This window comes from Lysobacter oryzae DSM 21044, assembly GCF_059568595.1.
Genome location: NZ_JCANTQ010000012.1, coordinates 337,745 through 361,554, shown reverse-complemented (window position 1 = coordinate 361,554; position 23,810 = coordinate 337,745). Strand labels below are relative to the sequence as shown.

Annotated in this window: 20 protein-coding genes and 1 pseudogene; 10 read left to right on the top strand and 11 right to left on the bottom strand. The window is 69.6% G+C overall.

The window, feature by feature from the left end:
* Positions 1-151 precede the first annotated feature (151 nt).
* The 4 genes from radC (at position 152) to BP05_RS12130 (ending at position 4,328) form a co-directional block, all read left to right on the top strand.
* A complete protein-coding gene (radC, locus tag BP05_RS12145; RefSeq protein WP_496363783.1) occupies positions 152-826 on the top strand; it encodes a RadC family protein in 675 nt (224 codons plus the stop codon).
* Between the two features lie 128 nt (positions 827-954).
* On the top strand, positions 955-2,643 hold the full coding sequence (argS, locus tag BP05_RS12140; protein ID WP_496363782.1) for an arginine--tRNA ligase: 1,689 nt from the start codon (positions 955-957) through the stop codon (positions 2,641-2,643).
* A 76-nt stretch (positions 2,644-2,719) separates the two neighbouring features.
* Positions 2,720-3,550: an SPOR domain-containing protein gene (locus tag BP05_RS12135; protein ID WP_496363780.1), complete on the top strand. Its 831-nt coding sequence runs from the start codon at positions 2,720-2,722 to the stop codon at positions 3,548-3,550.
* A 25-nt stretch (positions 3,551-3,575) separates the two neighbouring features.
* Positions 3,576-4,328, top strand: a complete 753-nt coding sequence (locus BP05_RS12130) for an SDR family NAD(P)-dependent oxidoreductase (RefSeq protein ID WP_496363778.1) — start codon at positions 3,576-3,578, stop codon at positions 4,326-4,328.
* 27 nt (positions 4,329-4,355) lie between these two features.
* On the opposite strand, the gene BP05_RS12125 is transcribed toward BP05_RS12130, so the two are convergent.
* Both BP05_RS12125 and speA read right to left on the bottom strand, forming a co-directional pair.
* Complete coding sequence (locus BP05_RS12125; protein ID WP_496363776.1) at positions 4,356-4,634, bottom strand: YciI family protein; 279 nt, start codon at positions 4,632-4,634, stop codon at positions 4,356-4,358.
* Positions 4,631-6,520, bottom strand: a complete 1,890-nt coding sequence (gene speA / locus BP05_RS12120; RefSeq protein ID WP_496363774.1) for an arginine decarboxylase — start codon at positions 6,518-6,520, stop codon at positions 4,631-4,633. The genes BP05_RS12125 and speA overlap by 4 nt, the downstream gene beginning before the upstream one ends.
* Before the next feature lie 221 nt (positions 6,521-6,741).
* Here speA and speE point away from each other — a divergent pair, with 221 nt between their 5' ends.
* Together speE and BP05_RS12110 are read left to right on the top strand one after the other, a co-directional pair.
* Positions 6,742-7,593 (top strand): polyamine aminopropyltransferase, encoded by an 852-nt coding sequence (speE, locus tag BP05_RS12115; protein ID WP_496363772.1) that lies wholly within the window; start codon positions 6,742-6,744, stop codon positions 7,591-7,593.
* Positions 7,594-7,712: 119 nt separating this feature from the next.
* Positions 7,713-9,638, top strand: a complete 1,926-nt coding sequence (locus BP05_RS12110) for a diguanylate cyclase (RefSeq protein ID WP_496363770.1) — start codon at positions 7,713-7,715, stop codon at positions 9,636-9,638.
* Positions 9,639-9,666: 28 nt separating this feature from the next.
* Here BP05_RS12110 and BP05_RS12105 read toward each other — a convergent pair whose 3' ends face one another.
* Positions 9,667-10,005, bottom strand: a complete 339-nt coding sequence (locus BP05_RS12105) for a P-II family nitrogen regulator (RefSeq protein ID WP_496363768.1) — start codon at positions 10,003-10,005, stop codon at positions 9,667-9,669.
* Positions 10,006-10,211: 206 nt separating this feature from the next.
* Here BP05_RS12105 and ubiK point away from each other — a divergent pair, with 206 nt between their 5' ends.
* Both ubiK and BP05_RS12095 read left to right on the top strand, forming a co-directional pair.
* Positions 10,212-10,484: a ubiquinone biosynthesis accessory factor UbiK gene (gene ubiK / locus BP05_RS12100; protein ID WP_496363766.1), complete on the top strand. Its 273-nt coding sequence runs from the start codon at positions 10,212-10,214 to the stop codon at positions 10,482-10,484.
* Positions 10,485-10,493: 9 nt separating this feature from the next.
* Entirely contained in the window at positions 10,494-12,026 is a 1,533-nt protein-coding gene (locus BP05_RS12095; RefSeq protein WP_496363764.1) for a YifB family Mg chelatase-like AAA ATPase, read from the top strand.
* Here the strand turns inward: BP05_RS12095 and BP05_RS12090 are convergent.
* The 4 genes from BP05_RS12090 to BP05_RS12075 all read right to left on the bottom strand — a co-directional run bounded on the left by BP05_RS12090 (position 12,021) and on the right by BP05_RS12075 (position 15,129).
* Positions 12,021-12,506 carry a hypothetical protein gene (locus BP05_RS12090; RefSeq protein ID WP_496363762.1) on the bottom strand — a complete coding sequence of 162 codons (486 nt, stop codon included), beginning with the start codon at positions 12,504-12,506 and terminating at the stop codon, positions 12,021-12,023. The two genes, BP05_RS12095 and BP05_RS12090, sit on opposite strands and share 6 nt — an antisense overlap.
* A gap of 191 nt (positions 12,507-12,697) precedes the next feature.
* Positions 12,698-13,168, bottom strand: coding sequence for a hypothetical protein (locus BP05_RS12085; RefSeq protein ID WP_496363760.1), 471 nt, complete (start codon positions 13,166-13,168; stop codon positions 12,698-12,700).
* A gap of 222 nt (positions 13,169-13,390) precedes the next feature.
* On the bottom strand, positions 13,391-13,858 hold the full coding sequence (locus BP05_RS12080; protein ID WP_496363758.1) for a hypothetical protein: 468 nt from the start codon (positions 13,856-13,858) through the stop codon (positions 13,391-13,393).
* 74 nt (positions 13,859-13,932) lie between these two features.
* Positions 13,933-15,129, bottom strand: coding sequence for a putative peptide maturation dehydrogenase (locus BP05_RS12075; protein WP_496363756.1), 1,197 nt, complete (start codon positions 15,127-15,129; stop codon positions 13,933-13,935).
* Between the two features lie 439 nt (positions 15,130-15,568).
* Between BP05_RS12075 and BP05_RS12070 the strand changes: the two genes are divergently transcribed.
* On the top strand, positions 15,569-15,898 hold the full coding sequence (locus BP05_RS12070) for an NHLP-related RiPP peptide (protein ID WP_496363754.1): 330 nt from the start codon (positions 15,569-15,571) through the stop codon (positions 15,896-15,898).
* On the opposite strand, the pseudogene BP05_RS12065 reads toward BP05_RS12070, so the two are convergent.
* The 4 genes and pseudogenes from BP05_RS12065 to aceB all read right to left on the bottom strand — a co-directional run bounded on the left by BP05_RS12065 (position 15,844) and on the right by aceB (position 22,719).
* Positions 15,844-18,505: pseudogene (locus BP05_RS12065) on the bottom strand (putative peptide modification system cyclase). The gene BP05_RS12070 and the pseudogene BP05_RS12065 sit on opposite strands and share 55 nt — an antisense overlap.
* 4 nt (positions 18,506-18,509) lie before the next feature.
* On the bottom strand, positions 18,510-19,520 hold the full coding sequence (locus tag BP05_RS12060) for a GGDEF domain-containing protein (RefSeq protein WP_496363752.1): 1,011 nt from the start codon (positions 19,518-19,520) through the stop codon (positions 18,510-18,512).
* Between the two features lie 220 nt (positions 19,521-19,740).
* On the bottom strand, positions 19,741-21,033 hold the full coding sequence (gene aceA / locus BP05_RS12055; protein WP_496363750.1) for an isocitrate lyase: 1,293 nt from the start codon (positions 21,031-21,033) through the stop codon (positions 19,741-19,743).
* Between the two features lie 54 nt (positions 21,034-21,087).
* Positions 21,088-22,719 (bottom strand): malate synthase A, encoded by a 1,632-nt coding sequence (gene aceB / locus BP05_RS12050; protein ID WP_496363748.1) that lies wholly within the window; start codon positions 22,717-22,719, stop codon positions 21,088-21,090.
* A 121-nt stretch (positions 22,720-22,840) separates the two neighbouring features.
* Between aceB and BP05_RS12045 the strand changes: the two genes are divergently transcribed.
* Positions 22,841-23,809, top strand: a complete 969-nt coding sequence (locus BP05_RS12045; RefSeq protein WP_496363746.1) for a LysR family transcriptional regulator — start codon at positions 22,841-22,843, stop codon at positions 23,807-23,809.
* Position 23,810: the final 1 nt, after the last annotated feature.

The window sequence follows — 23,810 nt, the reverse complement described above, 5'->3', positions numbered from 1 at the left end:
CCCGAACGCGTGGTTTCGCCCGATTCGCCGGACGTTGGCGCATCCGCATGCTGGTTACCTCCCGGGCGCGGCGCGCACGACGCGCGGCCTGCCACTGGTTGTGCCGCGCGGTTCGCCGCGTCCGGGAACCCCTTTCCCCCGGCGAGTGAAGATGCACATCCGCGACTGGCCAGCCAGCGAACGCCCCCGCGAAAAATTGCTGGCCCGCGGCGCGGCCGCGCTGTCCGATGCGGAGCTGCTCGCATTGTTCCTCGGCTCCGGGCTGCGCGGCCGCGATGCGGTGGCCACGGCGCGGGAACTGCTGACCCAACACGGCCCGCTGCGCACGCTGCTCGAGCGCTCCCCGCGCGAGCTGCAGCGGCTGCGCGGGTTGGGACCGGCGCGCGCCTGCACCCTTGCCGCCGCGCTGGAGCTGAGCCGCCGCCTGCTGCACGCGGAGCTCAAGCGCGGCGCCGCGCTGGCCGATCCGCAGTCCGCCGGGCGCTATTTCGCCCAGCGCCTGCGTGGCCTGCCGCACGAGGTGTTCGCGGCGCTCTTCCTGGATACCCGCCACCGCGTGCTCGCCTTCGAGGAACTGTTCCAGGGCACGCTCGACGGCGCCGAGGTGCACCCGCGTGAAGTCGTCCGGCGTGCCCTGGGCCACAACGCGGCCGCGGTGATCGTTGCCCACAACCATCCGAGCGGAAACCCGGAACCGTCCGCCGCCGATCGCGCGGTCACCGCGCGGTTGAAGCAGGCCCTGGCGCTGGTGGACCTGCGACTGCTGGACCATTTCGTCATCGGCGATGGCGCCCCGGTGTCGCTGGCCGCCCGCGGCTGGGTCTAGGGGCGGGCGGCGTCCGATTGCGGGCGCCCGCGACCGGCGCCCTGGCCTCAGCCCGGCGCGCGCGCACGGCGCGGCCGCCGCTGGCGCTCGCGTACAATGCCCGGCCCGCTACACCGCCGAAAAATCCCGTGAAATCCACCCTCCGCGCGCTGGTCGCGCAGGCCATCGATTCCCTGCGCGCCGCCGGCACGATCCCCGCCGATCTGGCCACGCCCGACTTCGTGATCGAGCGCCCCAAGACCCGCGCCCAGGGCGATTTCTCCAGCAACGCGGCCATGCTGCTGGCCAAGCCGGCCAAGTCGAACCCGCGCGCGATCGCGCAGGCGCTGGTCGACGCGCTGCCCGAGAACGACGCGATCGCCAGGGTCGAGATCGCCGGCCCGGGTTTCATCAACTTCTTCGTCGCCGAGGCCGCCTGGCGCGCGCAGGTCGGCGAGGTACTCGCGCAGGGCCCGCGCTACGGCCGCAATGACTCCGGCAAGGGCCACACCGCCGGGGTCGAATATGTCTCGGCCAATCCGACCGGCCCGTTGCATGTCGGCCACGGCCGCGCCGCGGTGATCGGTGACTGCATCGCGCGCGTGCTCGATGCCAACGGCTGGAGCGTGAAGCGCGAGTTCTACTACAACGACGCCGGCGCGCAGATCAACAACCTCGCCATCTCGGTGCAGGCGCGCGCGCAGGGCAAGGGTCCGGACGACGCCGGCTGGCCCCAGGACGGCTACCGCGGCGACTACATCGTCGACGTCGCCAATGCGTACCTGCGCGGCGACAGCGTCGAAGTCGAAGGCCACACCGTGGTCGGCGCGAAGGATCCCAACGACCTCGACGCGATCCGCCAGTTCGCCGTTGCCTACCTGCGCCGCGAGCAGAACGGCGACCTCGCCGCGTACGGCGTCGGCTTCGACGTGTATTTCCTCGAGAGCTCGCTCTACACCGACGGCAAGGTCGACGAGACCGTGCGCGAGCTGGTCGCCCATGGCCACACCTACGAGGAAGGCGGCGCGCTGTGGCTGCGCACCACTGATTTCGGGGACGACAAGGACCGCGTGATGCGCAAGTCCGACGGCACCTACACGTACTTCGTGCCGGACGTCGCTTACCACCGCAGCAAGTGGCTGCGCGGCTACGAGCGCGCGATCACCGAACTGGGCGCCGACCACCACGGCTCGCTCAATCGCGTGCTGGCCGGCCTGCAGGCGCTGGACTGCGGCATTCCCACGGGCTGGCCGGAGTACGTGCTGCACCAGATGGTCACGGTGATGCGCGGCGGCGAGGAAGTGAAGCTGTCCAAGCGTGCCGGCAGTTACCTGACCCTGCGCGACCTGATCGAAGAGGTCGGCAAGGATGCGACGCGCTGGTTCCTGATCGCGCGCAAGCCCGACTCGCAGCTCACCTTCGACATCGACTTCGCGCGCAGCCAGTCGCTCGACAACCCGGTGTACTACGTGCAGGTCTCGCACGCGCGCATGCACGGCCTGACCCGCCAGCTCAAGGAGCGCGGCCTGTCGTTCGACCAGGCCAACGGCCTGGCGCAGCCGCTCGACCTCGACGACGACAGCGCGCGCGAACTCGTCACCACGCTGCTGCGCTATCCCGACGTGGTCGAGATGGCCGGTCGCGACCTGGAACCACACCAGATCGCCGTGTACCTGCTCGAACTCGCGCAGACCTTCCAGACGTATTACAACGACCACCAGTTCCTGGTCGACGACGCCAACCTGCGCGACGCGCGCCTGGTGCTGGCGTTGGCGACGCGGCAGGTGCTGGCCAACGGCCTGGAACTGCTGGGCGTGAGCGCGCCGGAAGTGATGTAAGCGCGTCCACCGTTAGGATTCACCCGGCAACACTGGCAACGAACACGAGGGCGGCATCGCCCCAAGGCAGAACGAAGTGGCAGCAAAGCGTGGCAAGTCGCAGGCACGGCGCAGTGGCGGCAGCAGCAACAGCATTCCCGGCTGGGCCTGGCTGGTACTGGGCGTGCTGCTGGCGGTAGTGGCGATGGCCGTGCTGCCCAAGTACCTCAAGTCCGATGGCGACGGCTTCTTCCGTCCGCAGCCCAATCCCGATGCGCAGCCGGTGGCGGTCGCCGAGGACGAGGACGCGGTGGCGCCCGAGGGCGACACGCCCGCGCCGAAGCCGGGCAAGGACAAGGACAAGGACAAGGCGGACAAGAACGACGAGCAGTACGACTTCTACACCCTGCTGCCGGGCAAGGAAGTGCCGCTGAGCGATGCCGAGATCGCGGCCACCGAGCGCGCCGAGGCCCAGCGCGAGGCGGCACGGCAGAAGCAGGCCCAGGCACCCACCGCGGAACCGGCCGACACCGCCGCACACGAAGCCCTGCCCAAGCCCGTCGACGAGAGCGCAGCGGCAACGGCCGCGCAGGTGCCGCGCCCGGCCGCGACCACCCCGGCCCCGGGCGTGAAGGCGGCGGCACCCGCGCCTTCGACGGCAACGGCGACTTCGCCTGCGTCGGCGCTCGACGACAACACCCGCTACCTGCTCCAGGCCGGCGCGTTCCAGGCGTCCGGCCAGGCCGAGGAACTGAAGGCGAAGATCGCGCTGCTCGGCCTGGGCGCGCGCGTTGAATCCGCCGAGATCAAGGGCGCAACGGTGTATCGCGTGCGCATGGGGCCCTATGGCACCGCCGGCGACCTGGCCGAAGCCAAGCGCAAGCTCTCGTCCGGCGGTCTGCAGGCGCTGGCGATCAAGGTGAAGTAAGCAGGTCCAGTCCGGAGACGCGTCGATGTCGAAAACCGCCCTGATCACCGGCGCCACCTCCGGCTTCGGCGCCGCCGCCGCCCGCCGCTTCGTCGCCGGCGGCTGGAACGTGGTCGCCACCGGCCGCCGCGCGGACCGACTGCAGTCGCTGGTGGACGAACTCGGCGCCGACCGCGTGCATGCCGCGGCGTTCGACATCCGCGACGCGCAGGCAATGAACGCGGCCATGGACGCGCTGCCCGAGGCCTTCCGCGGCATCGACCTGCTGGTCAACAACGCCGGCCTCGCGCAGGGCACCCGGCCTGCGCAGGATGCGCGCCTGGACGACTGGCAGCGCATGATCGACACCAACATCACCGCGCTGGTCACGCTGACCCGTCGCGTCCTGCCGACCCTGATCGAACGCCGCGGCGCGATCGTCAACATCAGTTCGACCGCGGCCAGCTACCCGTATCCCGGCGGCAACGTCTACGGCGGCACCAAGGCCTTCGTCAGCCAGTTCTCGCTCGGCCTGCGCAGCGACCTGCACGGCACCGGCGTGCGCGTGACCACGCTCGAACCGGGCATGGCCGAAACCGAATTCACCCTGGTGCGCACGCACGGCGACCAGGCCGCCTCGGATGCGCTGTACCAGGGCGCGCAGCCGATGACCGCGCAGGACATCGCCGACACCATCTTCTGGATCGCGACGCTGCCGCCGCACCTCAACGTCAACCGGCTGGAAATGATGCCGGTAAGCCAGTCGTTCGCCGGCTTCCAGGTCGCGCGCGACGCCTGAGCGCGACGTCCCTCGAATTCTTCGCTGTTAGGCGACGATCCACTCGTACACCATCACCTTCGACGACCCGCTGACGTGCACCGGGTCGCTGAAGGCAATGGCCTGGGCCTCGGCGAAATCGCCGGCACGCACGAGGTAGGCGCCGCCGCTGCGGTCGGCGAACGGACCGGACAGCTCGAGCTGTCCGTTCAGGCGCAGGCGGTCGAGGTGCTCGCGGTGCGGCACCAGCGTGGCCGGGTCGAACTGCGGCGTGCGCAGCGTGAGCACCAGGTAGCGCTTGCGACCGCCGTCGTCGCCCGCGCTCACGCCAGCGGCTCGTCGCTGAGGTAGGTGTAGGCGGTGAGGCCGGCTTCCAGCGCGGCGTTCATGCGCTCGGCTTCGTCGGCCGGCAGGTGCGCCGCCGCGACCTTGCCGCGATACGCCGCGCGCAGGTCGGCCAGCTGGTAGCCGACGTAGTCGAGCATCACGTCGGCGGTGTCGCCGCGGCGCTGCTGGCTCATCGCGTAGCCGTCGCCGTCCAGGTGCACCTCGACCGCGTCGGTGTCGCCGAACAGGTTGTGGATGTCGCCGAGGATCTCCTGGTACGCACCGACCAGGAAGAAGCCGAGCCGGTACGACTCGCCGTGCCGCATCTCGTGCAGCGGCAGCGAACTGTCCAGGCCTTCGGTCTCGACATAGGTATCGATCATGCCGTCGGAGTCGCAGGTCATGTCGGCGATCACCCCGCGCCGGGTCGGCGCCTCGTCCAGGCGCTCGATCGGCGCGATCGGGAACACCTGGTCGATCGCCCACACGTCCGGCATCGACTCGAACACGCTGAAATTGACGAAGTACTTGTCGACCAGGCGGTCGTTGAGTTCGTCGAGCAGGTCGCGGTGGCTCTTCTCGTCGTAGCTCAGGCGCGCGCGCACCGCGTGCGCGATCGCGTAGAACAGGTCGTCGATGCGCGCGCGGTGGGTCAGGTCGATCTGGCCCAGCGCGTACAGCGACAGGCCTTCGCTGTGGTGGTGCTGCGCCTCATGGAACAGCTCCACCGCCGGGCGCGCATCGATCTCGGCGTGGATCTCGCGCAGGTGGCGGATCACCGCCGGCTCGTCGTCGTGCTGGTCGGGCACGCGGCCTTCCGGCGCCTGCTCGACTTCCGACACGTTGGCAACCAGCACCGCGTGGTGCGCGGTCATCGCGCGGCCGCATTCGGTGATCACGCGCGGCGGCGGCAGGCCGTATTCCTCGCAGGCCTCGGCCAGCGGCTGCACGATGCTGGAGGCGTACTGGTTCACGCCGTAGTTGATCGAGCAGTAGCTGCGCGAACGCGTGCCTTCGTAGTCGATGCCGAGGCCGCCGCCGACGTCCATGTAGCGCACCTTGGCGCCGAGCACGGACAGTTCGACGAAGTAGCGCGTCGCCTCGCGCATGCCGTTGGCGATGTCGCGCACGTTGGAGATCTGCGAGCCCATGTGGAAATGCAGCAGGCCCAGGCAGTCCTCCAGGCCGGCGTCGCGCAATTCCTTCCACAGGTCCAGTACCTGGCGCGGCGAGAGCCCGAACTTGGCCTTGTCGCCGCCGCTGTTCTGCCATTTGCCGGCGCCCAGCGAGGCCAGGCGCATGCGCACGCCGAGGCCGGGCTTCACCCCCAGCGCGCGCGCTTCTTCGATGATCAGCGGCAGTTCGGACGGCTTCTCCACGACGATGAAGGTCTCGAGTCCGAGCTTGCGGCCGATCAGGGCCAGGCGGATGTACTCGCGGTCCTTGTAGCCGTTGCAGACGATCAGTCCGCCCGGACGCGACAGCGCCAGCACCGCCATCAGTTCCGGCTTGCTGCCGGCTTCCAGGCCGAAGCCTTCGCCGTGGTGCGAGGCCAGGGTGCCGGCCACGCCCGCGTGCTGGTTGACCTTGATCGGATAGACCGCGGTGTAGCCGCCGGCGTAGTCCCAGTCGCCCATCGCCTGGGCGAAGGCACCCTGCAACTTGCGCAGGCGGTCGCCGAGGATGTCGGGGAAGCGCACCAGCAGGGGCAGCTTCGCGCCCTGCGCCCTGGCCTTGTCGATCACTTCCGGCAGCGGGATCGACGGGCCCTGCGGCCCGCGCGGCGCCACGGTGATGCGGCCGGCCGCGTCGACATCGAAGTAACCCTCCGACCAGTGCGGAATCGAGTAGGTCCTGCGGGCGTGGTCGAGCGACCAGGCGGTCATCGGCATGCTTCCTGTAGCGAACGGGGGAGGAAAAGCGGGGTACGAGCAGGCGCGCATTCTAACGCCGCGCCGCGATTCGCCCGCAGACGCCGTCTTCGCTGCCGCGCCCGCAGCGGCCGAAGGCCCCGGCCCTGGGCGTTGGCGACAGCGTCGTAACCGGACCCACTGCAAGCGTCCGTTACAATCCGCGCCCCCCCCGATCCGGCACAGCGGAGCCTGCGATGACCACCGACACCTCCTGGCATTACGAGAACTTCGAGCGCGCCGGCTCGGCCATCGGCTACCGGATCACGAAGAAGCTGGACGAGGTGCAGTCGCCGTTCCAGTTCATCGAGATCTACGAGAGCACCGACTGGGGCAACCTGATGCTCATCGACGGGGCGATGATGCTGACCGCGCGCGACAACTTCCTCTACCACGAGATGATGTCGCACCCGGCGCTGTTCACCCACGCCAATCCGAAGCACGTCGTGATCATCGGCGGCGGCGACTGCGGCACCCTGCGCGAAGTGCTCAAGCACAGGGGCGTGGAGAAGGCCGTGCAGTGCGACATCGACGAGCAGGTGACGCGCATGGCCGAGAAGTGGTTCCCGGAGCTGTGCGATTCCAACAACGACCCGCGCGCGCAGCTGCTGTTCGACGACGGCATCGCCTACATGGCCAACTGCGCCCCGGGCAGCGTCGACATCGTCATCGTCGACTCGACCGATCCGGTCGGTCCGGCCGAGGGCCTGTTCAACAAGGCCTTCTACCAGAGCTGCTTCAAGGCGCTGAAGGACGACGGCATCCTGGTCCAGCAGTCCGAGTCGCCGCTGGTGCTGCTCGACCTGATCAAGGAAATGCGCGGCGAGATGGGCAAGGCCGGCTTCACCACCTTCAAGACCCTGCCTTTCCCGCAGCCGTGCTATCCGACCGGCTGGTGGTCCTGCACCCTGGCGCGCAAGGGCGGCGGTTTCGACTTCCGCGCCGCCGATGCGGACGCGCGGCCGTTCGACACCAAGTACTACAGCGCCGGCATCCACCAGGGCGCGCTGGTGTCCCCGCCCTTCGTCGCCGCCGCACTGGGCGAATAAGCCCTCGCGGACCAACGGCGGCGGAACAGCGCCGTGCGTCTCAAGCCCCGCGGTAGGCGTGTGTTACGGTGCCCGCCGGACGGCACATGCGCCGTCTGCGCTCGATCCGGGGGGATGTCTTGCGCACTTTGGGGTTCGTCTACCTGCTGGCCGTGTTCGGCTGGTGCGCTTCCGCGAGCGCGCCAGCGCAGGCCCTTGCGCGCGACAACGCGCAGCAACTGGCCGGTTTCGGCACCGCGCCGGATGGCGGGCAGTTCGATCGCCTGATCGAACAGATTGAACGCGGCGACCTCGTCGTGTCCGGGCCGCAGCAGGTCCGCGAGGTCGTGGCGCGCCTGGCAGCGCTGCGCCCCAGGGACGACGCCCGGCGCGAACTGCGCCTGCGCGGCTTCCGTTGCGATTACGACGACCTGGGCCAGCCGGCCGTCGGGCTGGCGTTCGCGCGGGCGGGCATGCGCGACGCGCTGCGGCTGCGCGACGTGGGCGAACAGATCCGCTTCGGCCTGTGCGAGGCCAATTACATCGACGGTTCCGGCCAGACCTCGCAGTCGATCACCACGGTCGAGGCCGCGCTCGCCCTGGCCCGCAAGCACGACGACCCGCGCCTGCTGGCGCAGGCGCTCGTCCACCGCGGCAGCCTGCGCTCGCTGCTGGGGCAGCAGGCCGCAGCCCTCTCCGACTTCCTCGAAGCGCAGCGCGTCTACACCGGCGCCGGCCTGCGCCGCGAGGCCGAAGCCGGCCTCGGCGACATCGCCGCGGCGTACCGGCGCATGGGCGACCACGCCAAGGCGCTGGAGTACCTGCGCCAGGGCGTGGCATTCGCCGAGCGCCAGGGCGATCCGGGGCTGCTGTCGGTCGCCCTGCTGCAGACGGGCTTCCTGCACGAGGACCTGGGCCACCACGACGAGGCCCTGGCCGTGCTGCGCCGCGCGATCGATGTCGCCGCCGAGCACGGGCTCGAGTACGACGTGGCCGCCGGCCACCTCGCGATGGGCTCGGCGCTGGTGAAGAAGGGCGATTTCAGCGGTGCGGAAACCGCGCTGGCGACCGCGCGCATCGGCTTTGAGCGCGTCGGCGACCGGTCCAACGAGGCCATGCTGCAGCTGCTCGAGGGCATGGTCCTCGCCGGCCGCGGCGAGGACCGGCAGGCCCTCGACCACTACGACCGCGCAACGCGCGCGTTCGATGCCGATCCCAACCTGCGCTACCAGGTCGACCTGTACGCCGCCCGCGCGCTCAGCCACGAGGCGCTGGGCGACTACCGCGCGGCGATGGACGACCTGAAGCTCGAACGCACCGGCCGCCGCAAGCTCAACGACGACGCGCGCACGCAGCAGTCGCTGCTGCTGCAGTACCAGTTCGACACCGCGCGCCGCGACCTCGAGAACGCCCGCCTGCAGGCCGAGCGGCGCAGCCAGCAGCAGCGGCTGCAGGCTATCGAGCGCGCCAATCGCTGGCAGGTCGCGGCATTGATCAGCATCGCCCTGTTGATGGTGCTGCTGCTGGGCCTGTTCCTGCGCCAGCTGCGCAGCATGCGCAGGATCAACAAGCTGGCCCTCACCGATGCACTCACCGGCGTCGCCAATCGCCGCCACGTCGAGGTCGCCGCCGAGCAGGCGGTCGAGCATGCGCGCGCACTGGGCGAACCGCTGGCGGTGCTGACCTTCGACCTCGACTGGTTCAAGCGCATCAACGACGGCCACGGCCATGCCGGCGGCGACCAGGTGCTGGTGCGCGTGGCGCGCGCGTGCGAGTCGGTGCTGCGGCAGAAGGACCTGCTCGGGCGCATGGGCGGCGAGGAATTCATCGTCCTGCTGCCGAATACCTCGCCCGACGCCGCCCTGATCGTCGCCGAACGCCTGCGCGACAGCGTGCATCGCCTCGACCTGTCGGACATCGCCGAGGAACTCAACGTCACCATCAGCCTCGGCCTGGCGCTGCTGCGTGCGCACGACGACGGCGTGCACGACGTGATCGATCGCGCCGACGCCGCGCTGTACCGGGCGAAGGAAGCCGGCCGCAACCGCGTGGCCGTCGAGATCTGATCCGGCGGGCGGCGCGACCGCGGCTGGGTCAGAGCGCGTCGCCGTCCATTTCGCCGGTGCGGATGCGCACCACCCGGTCCAGGTCCCAGACGAAGATCTTGCCATCGCCTATCTTGCCGGTGCCGGCGGCCTTCATGATCGCTTCGACCACCGCATCGGCCTGATCGTCGGTAACCGCGACCTCGAGCTTGATCTTGGGCAGGAAGTCGACCACGTACTCGGCGCCGCGGTAGAGCTCGGTGTGGCCCTTCTGGCGACCGAACCCCTTGACCTCGGTGGCGGTGATGCCCGCGACACCGGCTTCGGCCAGCGCTTCGCGCACGTCGTCGAGCTTGAACGGCTTGATCACCGCCATGACCATCTTCATCGCATGTCTCCCTGGCTTGCGCGAGGAGGATAAGCCGCGCGGCGGTGGCCGGCGAGCGCCGGCGCTGCATGCGGCGTGAAGCCTGGATCGGGCCGTGACCTACAATGGCGGCATCGGATGTTTCCTACCCCGCGCCAAGGCTTCGGCCGAGTGCGCCGCTTCGGCCCCCGGTCCACGCTGGACCCAACGCCGAAGGAGCCAAACCCATGATCGACCTCAGCCATCTCGACGACCTCGCCCGCCGCCTCAGCTCGCTGGTGCCGCCCGGCCTGCGCGAGGGTCAGGAAGAACTCCAGCAGAACTTCAAGTCGGTGCTGCAGTCGGGCCTGGCCAAGCTCGACCTCGTGACGCGCGAGGAATTCGAAGTGCAGCGCGCCGTGCTGCTGCGCACCCGCGAGAAGCTGGAAGAACTGCAGCGCACCGTCGCCGAGCTGGAAGCGCAGCTAGGCGCCGGCGCGGCGCAACCGCCGCACCACTGAGTCGACCCCATGAACCTGGCTCTCGTGCACAGCCGTGCGCGAACGGGCGTGCGTGCGCCGGCGGTCCGCGTCGAAGTGCACCTCGCCGGCGGTTTGCCGCGCTTCTCGCTGGTCGGCCTGCCGGAAGCGGCGGTGCGCGAAGCCAAGGACCGCGTGCGCGCGGCGATCACCTGCGCGCAGTACGAATTCCCCGCGCGCGTGATCACCGTGAACCTGGCGCCCGCCGACCTGCGCAAGGACGGCGGGCGCTTCGATCTGCCGATCGCGCTGGGCATCCTGGCAGCCAGCGGCCAGATACCGCTGCAGGCGCTCAACGAGTTCGAGTTCCTCGGCGAGCTGGGCCTCACCGGGGAACTGCGCGCGGTCGACGGCGCCCTGCCCGCCGCCCTCGCGGCCGCACAGGCGGGCCGCAAGCTGGTCGTGCCCGAGGGCAATGGCGCCGAAGCCGCGCTCGCGTCGCAGGTGGAAGTGCATACCGCGCGCACGCTGCTGGAAGTGTGCGCGATGCTCGACGGCCGCAAACAGCTGCCGCCGGCGCAGGCCTTGCCGATGCAGTGCACGGCAACGGTGGACCTGGCCGACGTCCGCGGCCAGGCGCATGCGCGCCGTGCCCTGGAAGTCGCCGCGGCCGGTGGGCATCACCTGCTGTTCGTGGGCCCGCCGGGTTGCGGCAAGACCCTGCTGGCGTCGCGCCTGCCGGGATTGTTGCCGGAGGCGAGCGAGGACGAAGCGCTCGAGACGGCGGCCATCGCATCGGTCAGCGGGCGTGGCCTGGACCCGACCCGCTGGCGCGACCGGCCGTTCCGCGCGCCGCACCACACGGCCAGCGCCGTCGCCCTGGTCGGCGGCGGGGGCGAACCGCGCCCGGGGGAGATCTCGCTCGCCCACAACGGCGTGCTGTTCCTGGACGAGCTGCCGGAATGGGACCGGCGGGCGTTGGAAGTCCTGCGCGAACCGCTCGAGTCCGGCGTGGTGACGATCTCGCGCGCGGCGCGACACAGCGAGTTTCCCGCGCGTTTCCAGCTGGTGGCCGCAATGAACCCCTGTCCGTGCGGCTGGGCGGGCGATCCCAGTGGCCGCTGCCGATGCGGCGGCGAAGCGGTGCACCGCTATCGCGCGCGCATTTCCGGGCCGCTGCTGGACCGCATCGACCTGCACGTGGAGGTGCCACGGCTGGCGCCGGCCGAGCTGCGGGCGGAGCAGCCGGCGGGCGAGACCAGCGCGGACGTACGCACGCGTGTCGCCCGGGCCCGCGAGCTGCAGCTGACGCGCACGGGCACGATCAACGCGCGCCTCAACCAGCGCGACACCATGACGGTGTGCCGGCTGGCGCCAGCCGACCAGGCGCTGCTGGAGCGCGCCGTGGATGCGCTCCAGCTCTCGGCGCGCTCGCTCCATCGCATCCTGCGGGTTGCGCGCACCATTGCCGACCTCGACGCGGAGCCGCAGATCCGCACCGCGCATCTCACCGAAGCGCTCGGCTTCCGTTGCGCCGAACGGAGCGCCCGCCCCGCAGCAGCGGGCGCCGGCAAACGGCTATGAACCTCCGCCCCCGCACTGCTCTCCGCATACCTTGGGCCGGTCGAGGAAGTCGCGCGCACCTTCACGGGCCTCGCGCATTTCCGCCTTCGTGCCGCAGCGCGTCGTCTTCAGGTTGGAGCCGCTGACCCGCTCGCGCCAGCAGACGTTCTGATCGTCGCTGGCCGTGCGCGTGTTCTTGACCTCGGCGTTGATCCGCTCGAGCGAATTTTCCACGCGGACCTTGTCGTCCATGGACAGGTCGTCGAGCCGCGCCTTGCCTTGGGTAAGCGCAAAGAACTCGTCCTGGGCCTTGCGCACGATGTTGTTCTGTCGTGGGGTGAGCCCTGCGATGCCACCGTCGTCCAGGTCCGCGCGCAAGGCGCGTTGCTGGTCGACCAGGATCTGCAGCGAATCGGGCGCGGCTTGCTGGGCGGCGGCGGGCGCCTGTGCGACCACCGTTGCCGGAAGCGAAAGCAGGAGCGCTAATACCAGGGTTTTCATGTTTGCCTCCCGTTGCGACCGGAAGTGGCAGCCGCCGGCCGCATCTGTCTACCCGGGAAGGACATTACGCCTGCCTCCCCGGGCGGGCAATCACGCTGGCGGGCACAAAAGAAAGGGCGGTCGCCCGCCCTTTTCCACATCTGCGATTGCCGCCTGGCCGCTACGGCGGCCAAGGCCGCAAAACCAGGCGATCAGCTGCCGCCGCACCCGGGGGGAACGCAAACCTTCGGCTTTTCCATGTAGTCGCGGGCGCCTTCGCGCGCCTCGCGCATCTCCGCCTTGGTGCCGCAGCGGGTGGTCTTCATCTTCGAACCGCTGGCCCGCTCGCGCCAGCACACGTTCTGGTCGTCGCTGGCGGCACGGTTGTTCTTCACTTCCGCATTGATTCGCTCCAGCGCGTTTTCCATGCGGATCTTCTCGTCCATCGACAGCTGTTCCAGCCGCGTCTTGCCCTCGGTCACGGCGAAGACTTCCGCCTGCGCCTTGCGCACGATGCCGTTCTGGCGCGGGGTCAGGCCGGCGATGCCGCCATCCTCCAGGTCGGCGCGCAGTTCGGCTTGCTGGTGGAGGATCACCTGCAGTCCGTCTTCGGTGGCTTCCGCTGCAAGTCCGGTTTGCGCGAATGCGGCAAGACAGGCGGCGATCAGGTAGCGCTTGATCATTGGTCCATTCCTCGTCGCTGGATGATGTGAGGCCGGCTGCAACCTCCCTATCGCAACGGCGCCGGTCGATCGTCGCGATGCGGGGCGACACTACGCCCGGCCCGCAGCTACCGCAATACGCTCGTGCGCCTCCCGATGCCGGCCCGCGCCGCCAGCTCCGCCCTGCCCTGCAACGAAAACGGGCGCCCAGCGGGCGCCCGTCCTGTACAGCGTGGTGTGGGCTCAATTGCCCTTGCAGTCGTCGCAGATGCTTCGGCGGTCCATGCGATCCCGCGCCGCATCGCGCTGCGCGCGCATCTGGGCCGCGGTCATGCAGACACGCTCCTTGCGATTGCTGCCGAGAATCTGGCGGCGTTCGCACACCATGCGCTCGTCACCTGCCTGCTTCAGCTCGGTGTCGATCCAGGCGATGGTCTGCGCAACCTGGGCCTGCTGGTTGTCGGTCAGCTCGCTCGCTGCCTGCTTGCCCTCGAGCAGCGCGAGCATGGCCGACTGCCTGGCCAGCAACTCGGCCCGCGACTGGGCCGACATTTCCTTGTAGACGCCGGTGCTGTGCGCTTCGAGCCCGGCCTTGATTTCGGCTTGGCGAACGCGCAGTGCATTGAGGTCCTGCGGGATGTCGCTGGCGAGGGCGCACAACGGAACCGCGAAGAGGAAGCTCACCAGAAGACGCCGGAAAATCGCACGCATGGATGACACACCGCTGTGGGGAGCGTCAGAGCCTACCGAGAGCGTCGGCGAATGTCGCCTGCCTGCAGTCATGTTCACTGAACCGACGGCGCCGACCACACCCGCGCGTCCGGATCGAGTTCCGCCGTGGTCATCACGCCCGCCCGCCAGCCGAAGCCGCAGACGGCCAGGGCGCCCTGTTTCACGGGATCCAAGCTGAATGCGGCTTCCAGCTCCTTCTCGTTGATCGCCCCGGTGATGAATGCGCCCAGGCCCGCGTCCGTCGCCGACAGGTACAGGGCCTGCGAGAGGTGGCCCGCCTCCAGGGCGACGACCCGGTAGCCCTTGGCGTGCTGGCGGTACTTCCAGAACGTGCGGTCGAAGCGCGGCGACAGCAGCACCACCACGTGCGCGTCGGCGAACCAGTGCTGCTGCGCGAGCATGTCCTGGACGAAGGTGCGCAAGCCGCCTTCCGCCCAGGTGCGGCCCGCGGGTACCGGCAACGGCTCCAGCGCATGCTCGACCGCCTGGTAGTGGTACAGGCCGGGCGCCACGCCTTCGACGTTCTGCACGATCAGGTAGCACTCGATCGGGTGCAGGCCGCCGCCCGAGGGCACGTTCTTCTTCAGGAACACCGTGTCGGCGCTGACGCGCACTTCCGCCTGCGCCGCGAACACCCGCTGCAGCAGCTGCGCGAACAGGGCGAACGGCAGCGCGCGCGTGGGATCGAAATTGCGGCAGGTGACGCGCCGCGCGAGCAGGCGATCGAACTCGGTCGCCGCTGCGCGCGGCAACGGAAGCTGTGCCGTGACATCGACGCGCCGCGCGGCTTCGGTTGGCGGCGCGCCCAGCACTTCGCGCATCTGCACCGCGGTTTCGGTACCGCTGTCCTTCATGTTCTGCACCGCGTCCACGCCGCTCCAGCGGGTGAAGGCATGCAGGGTGGCGCCGAGCGGGTGCCAGTACGTCGACCGTTGCGCGTCATCGCGCCGGCGCCACGCGATGTGGGCCTCGTGGTCGCTGACCACCAGGCCGTGTGCGAGCAGGCGCGCGAGCGCAGCCGGCGTGCATGCATCCGACATGTCCGCATCGACCCATCGGACCGGGCTGAGCGTGCCGAGCAGTTCGCGCTCGTCGGCGTCGACTTCGACCTCCTCGCCCACGTGCGGGGCCAGTGCGATCCAGCGCTGTTCGCGACGCAGGCCGTCACCGCCGTTCAAAAGCTCCCGCAGATCGAAGCCGACCTCCTCGCGCGGCTCCAGGTATACGACCGCACAGCGCCGAACCTTCATCACTCCACCCCGTTCGTCCTTCCCCGGGCTGCATTGTGCTGGCAATCCGCTGCGCCGATGGAACCAAGACAGGCGCCCGGCGCCATCCCGGCCGATGCACACTGCCGGTAGGGGAAGCACGCCCCAGCAACCGTGCCCACCGGGAAGAGTCGGAGTGCGCTTGCTGGATCTGTCGAGCAGCGCCCGTCCTTTCCGATCCGCGCGCGGCGTTGGCCACGGTCGGGTTTTCAATCAAACCGAAGTCGCGTCGCCACACCTTTGTTTCCAGGGAATTTCAAGGCTGGCCTTGAGGCCGGGGTCGCTGCGGCGCGGGCCGAGATTCGCGACAGGGAAGCGTGCAAGGACGCGATGTTCGGCCGCGCCGCGAAGTTGTTCCACGCGGGGTCTGGGGCTAGATTCCCCTTGCTTGGCCCTCGCGGGCCCACTACAGGGGAATGCAATGGCTGGACCGAAGAAGACCGCGCCTATCGATGCGGAGACGGCCGGGAAGCTGCTCGAGCTTCTTGGCACCGATGACGGGTTCCGCCAGAGGTTCCAGGAGAACCCTTCCGCTGCCCTGGAATCCATCGGCTACGCCAGCGATAGCCTCGCGTCCGCGCAGGCGGAGTCGCTCCCGCAACCCTTCTCCGCGTGCAGCGTCAGCCAGCTGGCCAGCAAGGAGCAGATCCTTGCCGCCAAGGAGGAACTGACCACCACGCTCACGCAAGGGCTTGCCTACAACACGCCCACGCTCGAAGCCGAAACCCTGGCGCGACGCACGCGCAAGTGAGTAGGCAGGGCTTCGGTCGGCCAACGCCGATCGAAGCTTTCCAGTACTTTTTCCGCCTCGGGCCGGCGCCCGAGCGCCACGAGGATTTCCGCCTCGCTCACGGCCGCGAGATTGCTGTCGGCCACGTTGAGCAACTGGATGCAGTAGCCGCAGGTCTGTTCGGCGTATGCCCTGCCGCGGTGCTGTTGCAGCCAGCGCGCCTGCTCCAGCGCCGCTGCCGGATCTTCCGCGTCGACATAGGCACTGAGCAGCGCACTGCGCGTCTGATAGAGCTCGTGGCCGTTGACGAATGGCCGCAGCAAGCGGATCGAATCCCGCGGGTGCCCGCTGGTTCGCAGCGATTCCGCCCGCAGCAGGGCCTGCAACTCGGCCAGGTTGGGCGCCTGCACCAGCTCCGGGCGCTGCTCCAACACTGACAGCGTTCGCTTCGCAGGCTGGTCGACCCCCAGCCGCAACGCCAGCAGCGAAGCGGCCATTGCGACGGCGGCATCATCCTCGGCATCCGGATCGCGGGTATCGGCCAGGGCGGCAAGGGCCCGATCGACCGCAAGCTGCGCCTTGGCGCGCGCGGGTTCGGGATCGCCGGCGATCCACGCCGCGGTTGCCGCGGGTACCGGGAAATTGCGACTGTCGAATCCGCCAGCACTCTCCGCCTGCTCCAGCGCGGCGTCGGCGTACCTGGCTGCGTCGGGCCAGCGCGCCTGGTCCACGGCGAGACTGGCCCGTTCGAAGGCAGCGTAGCGATCGTCCACAGCCAGTTTCGCCGCCAGGGCGTTCGCTTCGGGAAACTTGCGCGCGGCCGCCGCGACGGCCACGCGGCGCCGCAGGCTGCTGCGGTAGCCGTCGGCCATGGCCCGGTCGAAGGCCCTGCCCGCTTCGGCGTAGTGGCCGAGCCCCAGTTGGGCGCGACCGATCGTGTCGTAGGCAATGCCCTGCAAGGCATTGCGCGAGTCGAGCGCCTTGCCGGCGTAGGCCAGGGCTGCGTCGTAGCGGTTTTCCGCGAACAGCCACATCGCCGCGTTCATCTGTGCCTGCGCGTAATCCGGATACAGGCGCGCCAGTTGCTCCCACTTCTGCGTCGCCTGCCCCGGGGTATCGAACCGGGCCGCCCACGCGTCCAGGTACAAGGCGTCGCGCGCTGGCAGGTTTTCCCGCAGCGCCTGGGCGCGCCGCAGGAACGCGATCGCCGACGGCGCGTCCGATTGCGCGTACTTCACCCGCATCTGGCCCACCCAGGCCAGCGCGAACTCCGGATCCAGCGCGGTCGCCCGCTCGTAGAACTGCTGCGCGTCGCGGTATTCGCCATGCAGGTAGGCGCGTTCGGCCAGCGCATACGCGCGCAACGCGTCCAGGTTCTTCGTCGTCACCTGCGGCAGCGGCTTGGAATCGCGCTCGACCGACTTCAGCGCCTCGCCGAGCTGGCCGCGCAGCGCGGCAGTCACGTCGTCTATGGACTCCAGCGCCGATCCGATGCCGGTGCCTTCCGCGGACTCGGCATACACCGTGGTCTGGGTGCGCGGGTCGATGACCTCGGCGCTCACGCGCACGCGTCCGCCGACTTCGGCGACCGTGGGCAGGATCACCGCGCGCGCGCCGTCGCGCAGCGCGATCTCGGAGGCCACGGCGCGGTCGAGCACGGTGTCGGGCGCGCGCTGCATGCGTTGCAGGGTGTCGCGCGCCTTGAGGTCGCTCAGTACGTTGACGTAGCGCGACTGCTCGAGGCTGATGCGGAACGCCTGCTCGAGCGAATCGTCGAGCGCGCTCTGCCCGGTAAGGTTGCGCAGGTCGCCGACGACGACCCAGTCGCGCTGGTTGAAGGCGATCGCCGGCTCGGGCCGGGCGATGAACCACACGCCCAGGGCCGCACCGGCGAGCAGCGCGACTTCCGCGGCCAGCGCGGCGGGCCGGCGCCACAGCGGTATGTCGCGCCAGGCCTTGGGCGTGTTGGGCGGCATGCGCAGCGGGGCAACGCCTGGTTCGCCGACTTCGAAGACCTGCTGCGGTTCGGGCACGCCCTTGAAGCGCCAGCGCCCCCAGGATTTCCACGCCAGGTGCTGGCCGCGCTCGCCCAGTTCGCGCGCGGCGCGATGCGCCAGCGGCTCGGCCACCGCCGACAGCAGGATCTGCCCGGGCCGCGCCATCGCCATCAGGCGCGCGGCGATCGGCTTGGCCAGGCCTTCGACTTCCAGCGGCTTGGCGCCGATGCTTACTGCCTCGTCGCTGTTGCGCCAGGTCAGCACTTCGCCCACGTGCAGTCCGGCGCGCGCGCGCAATGCGAGGTTGCGCGCCTTGCCCAGGTCGATCAGTCCGCGCGCGTAGTCGAGTGCGAAGCCGAGGCCGTCGATGGGGCGCTCGAACAGCAGCAGCAGGCCGTCGGAGCGGTCGATTAGGCGGCCACGCCACAGCTGCTGCAACTGCAGGACCAGGCGGTCGTGGGCGCGGAACAGTTCGCTGGCGGGCTCGTCGCCGAGGCGCTCGACCAGGCCGGTGGAATCGACCAGGTCGGTCAGCAGCAGCGTGCGCAACTGCGGTGCGTTGCCCGGCGTGCGCGGCGCCGGTTCGGGCGTGGGATCGTACGTCTGTACCGCGGTGTCCATTCGCTTCAATCCATTCAGGCCGCGGCCATCGCGTCGTCCTGCCATTCCACGCGATTGCCGCCCAGGCGCTTGGCACGGTACAGCGCCGTGTCCGCCTGCGCGTACCAGTCGTTCCAGTCGCGCCCGCCGTCGATCAGGCAGGCGCCGATGCTGACCGAGCAGGCCAGCGGCGCCTCGCCCGGCTCGGCGTGGCGCGGCACCTGCATCAGGCCGCGCGTGGTGGTGACGATGAAGTCGGCGATGCCGGTGACGGCCTCGCGGTTGTCGGCGCCCACCACCAGGCAGAACTCGTCGCCGCCCAGGCGGCAGGCGATGTCGCCTTCGCCCGCCACCGAACGCAGGATGCTGGCGATGCTCTGCAGCACGCGATCGCCGACCAAATGACCGTGGTCGTCGTTGACCTGCTTGAAGCGGTCGCAATCGATCAGCACCAGCCCCAGGCCCTTGAGCGAGCCGTTGCGGCGGCGTTCGGACAGGTGCTGGGCCAGGCCGCGGCGGTTGTGCAGGCCGGTGAGTTCGTCGGTGCGGATCAGCTCTTCGGTCTGGTTGAGCTGGTGCGCGGTCGCGCGCAGGGAATCCAGCGCCGACTGCAGGTCCTGGTTGCGCCGGCGCAGGCGGCGGATGAGGCTCTGCTCGTTGAGCACCACGCGCATGATCGCGCGGCGCAGGAAATGCGAGACCAGCGACGGATCGTCGTCGACCAGGCGCTGGAACTCCTCGTGGCGCAGTTCGATCAGTTCGCCGTCCATCGCCGCGACCGCGTCGGCGCTGCGCGCGTGGTCGCCGATGAGCAGGCCGAGTTCGCCGAAGAATTCGTACGGACCCAGGCGCTTGGACACGAGGTCGTCGCCGAAGTCGAGATCGACCGCGCCTTGCGCGATCACGTACATCGTGGTGCCCAGGTCACCGCGGCGGAACAGGGTCTCGCCGGCGTAGCAGCGGCGCGGGCGGCCGACCTCGGCGAACAGCGCGTACTCGGCAGGCGTCAGCGCCGCGGCCGCCGCATCCGGGGCCGCGGTCGACATGGCGGTGTCCTGCAGCGACTCCGTCGCAGTCCTGCGCTTCATCCACACGTACCCGGCCCTGCGGAAGGGTTGAGGATATCACCCGATCTGGATGACCAACGCGGCCCGGCACCGCCCCCGGCCAGCGCGGTCGGACATGCGGCGGCAGGCCGGCGTTGCGCAGGCCGTGGGGATGAATCGGGGCAGCCGCGCGCGGGCGCCTGCCCCGGTCAGTGCGACCTCAGGCGGCCTTCTGCTCGTGGAACTGTTCTTCCTCGGTCGAGCCCTTCAGCGCGACGGTCGAGGACTGGCCGTTCTGGATCACCTGGGTCACGGCATCGAAGTAGCCGGTGCCCACCTCGCGCTGGTGCTTGACCGCGGTGAAACCGCGCTCGGCCGCCGCGAACTCGGCTTCCTGCAATTCGACGAACGCGCTCATCTGCCGGCGCGCGTAGCCGTGCGCGAGGTTGAACATGCCGTAGTTGAGGCTGTGGAAACCGGCCAGGGTGATGAACTGGAACTTGTAGCCGTAGCTGGCGAGTTCCTGCTGGAACGTCGCGATCGTGGCGTCGTCCAGGTTCTTCTTCCAGTTGAAGCTCGGCGAGCAGTTGTAGGCGAGCAGCTTGCCCGGGTACTTCGCGTGGATCGCCTCGGCGAACTTGCGCGCGAATTCCAGGTCCGGCTTGCCGGTCTCGCACCACACCAGGTCGGCGTACGGCGCGTAGGCCAGGCCGCGGCTGATCGCCTGGTCGATGCCGTTGCGGGTCTTGTAGAAGCCCTCGACCGTGCGCTCGCCGGTGGCGAACGGTTGGTCGTTGGCATCGATGTCGGAGGTGATCAGGTCGGCGGCTTCGGCATCGGTGCGCGCGACGATCAGCGTCGGCACGCCCATCACGTCGGCGGCCAGGCGCGCGGCCACCAGCTTCTCGATCGCCTCGCGCGTGGGCACCAGCACCTTGCCGCCCATGTGGCCGCACTTCTTCACCGAGGCGAGCTGGTCCTCGAAATGCACGCCGGCGGCGCCGGCTTCGATCATGCCCTTCATCAGCTCGAAGGCGTTGAGCACGCCGCCGAAGCCGGCCTCCGCGTCGGCCACGATCGGCTGCAGGAAGTCGACGTCGCCGCCGCCTTCGGCGTGCTGGATCTGGTCGGCGCGCAGCAGCGTGTTGTTGATCCGGCGCACGACCTGGGGCACCGAGTTGGCCGGGTACAGCGACTGGTCCGGATACATCTCGCCGGCGATGTTGGCGTCGGCGGCGACCTGCCAGCCCGACAGGTAGATCGCCTTGAGGCCGGCCTTCACCTGTTGCATGGCCTGGTTGCCGGTGAGCGCGCCGAGGGCGTTGACGAAATCCTCGCGCTGCAGCGAGTTCCACAGCTTCTCGGCGCCCAGGCGCGCGAGCGAGTGCTCGACCTGCACGGTGCCGCGCAGGCGCACCACGTCGTCGGCGCAGTACGGACGGGTCACGCCGGCCCAGCGGGGGTTGGTCTGCCAGTCGTGGCGGAGCTGGTCGGCGGTGGCTTGCTTGTTCATGGCGTATCCCTCTGGTTCTTCGGCGTTGGCGCGGTGGAGGTGGCGTGCGTGGGGTCAGTCGAGCCGCGCGTACGCAGGCAGGGTCAGGAACTCTTCGAGCGTGTCGGCGTGGGTGAGGCGGTCGAGCATTCCGATCGCCTCGCTGATGCGGCTGCCGCCGGGCAGCCTGCTGCGGTCGCCGAGCTTCGTCGGCAGGTTGATCAGGGCGCGTTCGAACAGCGCGAGGTCGACTTCGCTGCCGTCGTCGAGGTGCAGGCCATTCGTGTGCAGCCACTGCCACAGCTGGGTGCGCGCGATCTCGGCGGTCGCGGCGTCTTCCATCAGCCAGTGGATCGGCACGCAGCCGTTGCCGTCGAGCCAGGCAGCGAGATAGCGCACGCAGACCTCGACGTTGTTCTCGAAGCCGGCGCGGGTGATCGTGCCCAGGCTCGGCTTGATCAGGTCGTCGCGGGTGGCGTGCACATCCTCGCGGCGCACGCCGTGCTGGTTCGGGCCGGGCATGCGCTCGTCGAAAATCTGCCTGGCCAGCGGGATCAGCGCCGGGTGCGCGACCCAGGTGCCGTCGTGGCCGGCGGTGACCTCGCGCAGCTTGTCGGCGCGCACCTTGGCCAGCGCCGCTTCATTCGCGGCGTCGTCGCCGCTGATCGGAATCTGCGCGGCCATGCCGCCCATCGCGTGCGCGCCGCGCTTGTGGCAGGTCTGGATCAGCAGCTCCGAGTACGCGCGCAGGAACGGCTGGGTCATCGTCACCTGGCCGCGCTCGGGCAGCACCTTGTCGCGGTGCGCGCGGAAGGTCTTGATGTAGGAGAAGACGTAATCCCAGCGCCCGCAGTTGAGCCCGGCGATGCGGCTGCGCAGGACGTACAGGATCTCGTCCATCTCGAACACCGCCGGCAGGGTTTCGATCAGCACCGTGACCTTGAGCTGGCCCGGCGGCAGCTGCAGCGCGGCTTCGACGTGCTCGAGGACGTCGTTCCACAGCTGCGCCTCTTCCATCGACTGCAGCTTGGGCAGGTAGAAGTACGGACCGCGGTCCTTGGCCGCGAGCGCGTGCGCGTTGTGGAAGGCGAACAGGGCGAGGTCGAACAGCGAGGCGGACAGCGACGCGCCGTCGACCAGCACGTGCTTCTCCTCGAGGTGCCAGCCGCGCGGGCGCACCAGCAGCACCGCCTGCTGCGCAAACGGCTTGAGCGCGTAGTGCTTGCCGGGAACGCCGTCGGCGGCGGGCGCGGTGAACTCGAGGGTGCCCGCGACGGCTTCGCGCAGCGCGCGCTGGCCGGCAAGCAGGTTCGCCCAGGTCGGGGCGGTCGAATCCTCGAAGTCGGCCATGTAGCAGCTCGCGCCGGAGTTCAGCGCGTTGATCACCATCTTCGGATCGGTCGGGCCGGTGATCTCGACGCGTCGGTCCTGCAGCGCGGCCGGCAGCGGCGCGACGCGCCAGTCGCCGGCGCGGATGGCGGCGGTATCGGTACGGAAGTCGGGCAGCCCGCCGGCGTCGAAGTAGGCCTGGCGTTCGCGGCGCGCGGCCAGACGGGCCTGGCGGACGGGTTCGAAGCGACGGTGGAGGTCGGCCAGCAAGGCCAGCGCCGCCGGCGTGAGCAGGTGGGCGACCTCGGGATGGGCCGCGCGCACTTCGACGCCCCCTGCATCGGACCCGAAGTCCCGCGTTTCCAGCACTGCCGACATGCGTTCGCTCCTCACGTGTTCGATGTAACGGGTGAGGCGTGACCATGCGGTCAAGTGTGGTATAAGACAATCAAGTTTTTTCAATACATTGCATTAGCTTTATTAATATCGTGGCGAAACGATGACGGCCAAACCGCCTCCTGCCCCCCGTTTCGCCTACAAGGGCGACCGCCTCAAGCCCCTGCGCGCGTTCTGCCAGACCGCGCGGCTCGGGTCGATCTCGCGCGCGGCCGAGGCCTTGTTCCTCAGCCAGCCGGCGGTCACCCTGCAGTTGCAGGCGCTGGAGCGCGACCTGGGCACCCGTCTGCTCGAGCGCAGCGGGCGCCGCATCACCCTCACCCGGGAGGGTCAGGAGCTGTACGAGCTGGCGCGGCCCCTGGTCGAGGGCCTGGACGGCCTGGACGGCGCCTTCCGCGACCGGGTCCGCGGCCTGGACGCCGGCGAACTGCACGTCGCCGCCGGCAGTTCCACCATCCTCTACCTGTTGCCAAAGATCGTCGAAGCCTTCCAGGCGCGGCACCCCGAGGTCCGCCTCAGCCTGCACAACGTCACCGGCGCCGGCGGCCTCGAGCTGCTGCGCTCGGACGCCGTCGACCTCGCCGTCGGTTCCATGCTCGACGTGCCCGCGGACCTCGACTACGCGCCGGTGTACCGCTTCGAGCCGATGCTGATCACGCCGCGCGAGCATCCGCTGGCGGGCAAGCACGATCTCACCCTGCAGGACCTCTCGCCCTACGGCCTGATCCTGCCGCCACAACGCCTGACCACCTACCGCCTGGTCGACCTGGTGTTCCAGCAGAACCGCGTGCCCTACACCGTGGCCCTGGAAGTGGGCGGCTGGGAGGTGATCAAGCAGTACGTGGCGATGGGCCTGGGCATCAGCATCGTCACCGCGATCTGCCTGACCGATGCCGACCGCGGACGCCTGGCCGCACGTTCGCTGGCGAAGTACTTCCCCTCGCGCAGTTACGGCGTGGTGGTGCGCAAGGGCAAGTTCCTGTCGCCGCAGGCGCGCGCGTTCATCGCCTTGATCAAGCCGGCGCTGTTCGAGCGCGGCGGCTACGACGAGACCGGGCAATCCGCGCGCTGAG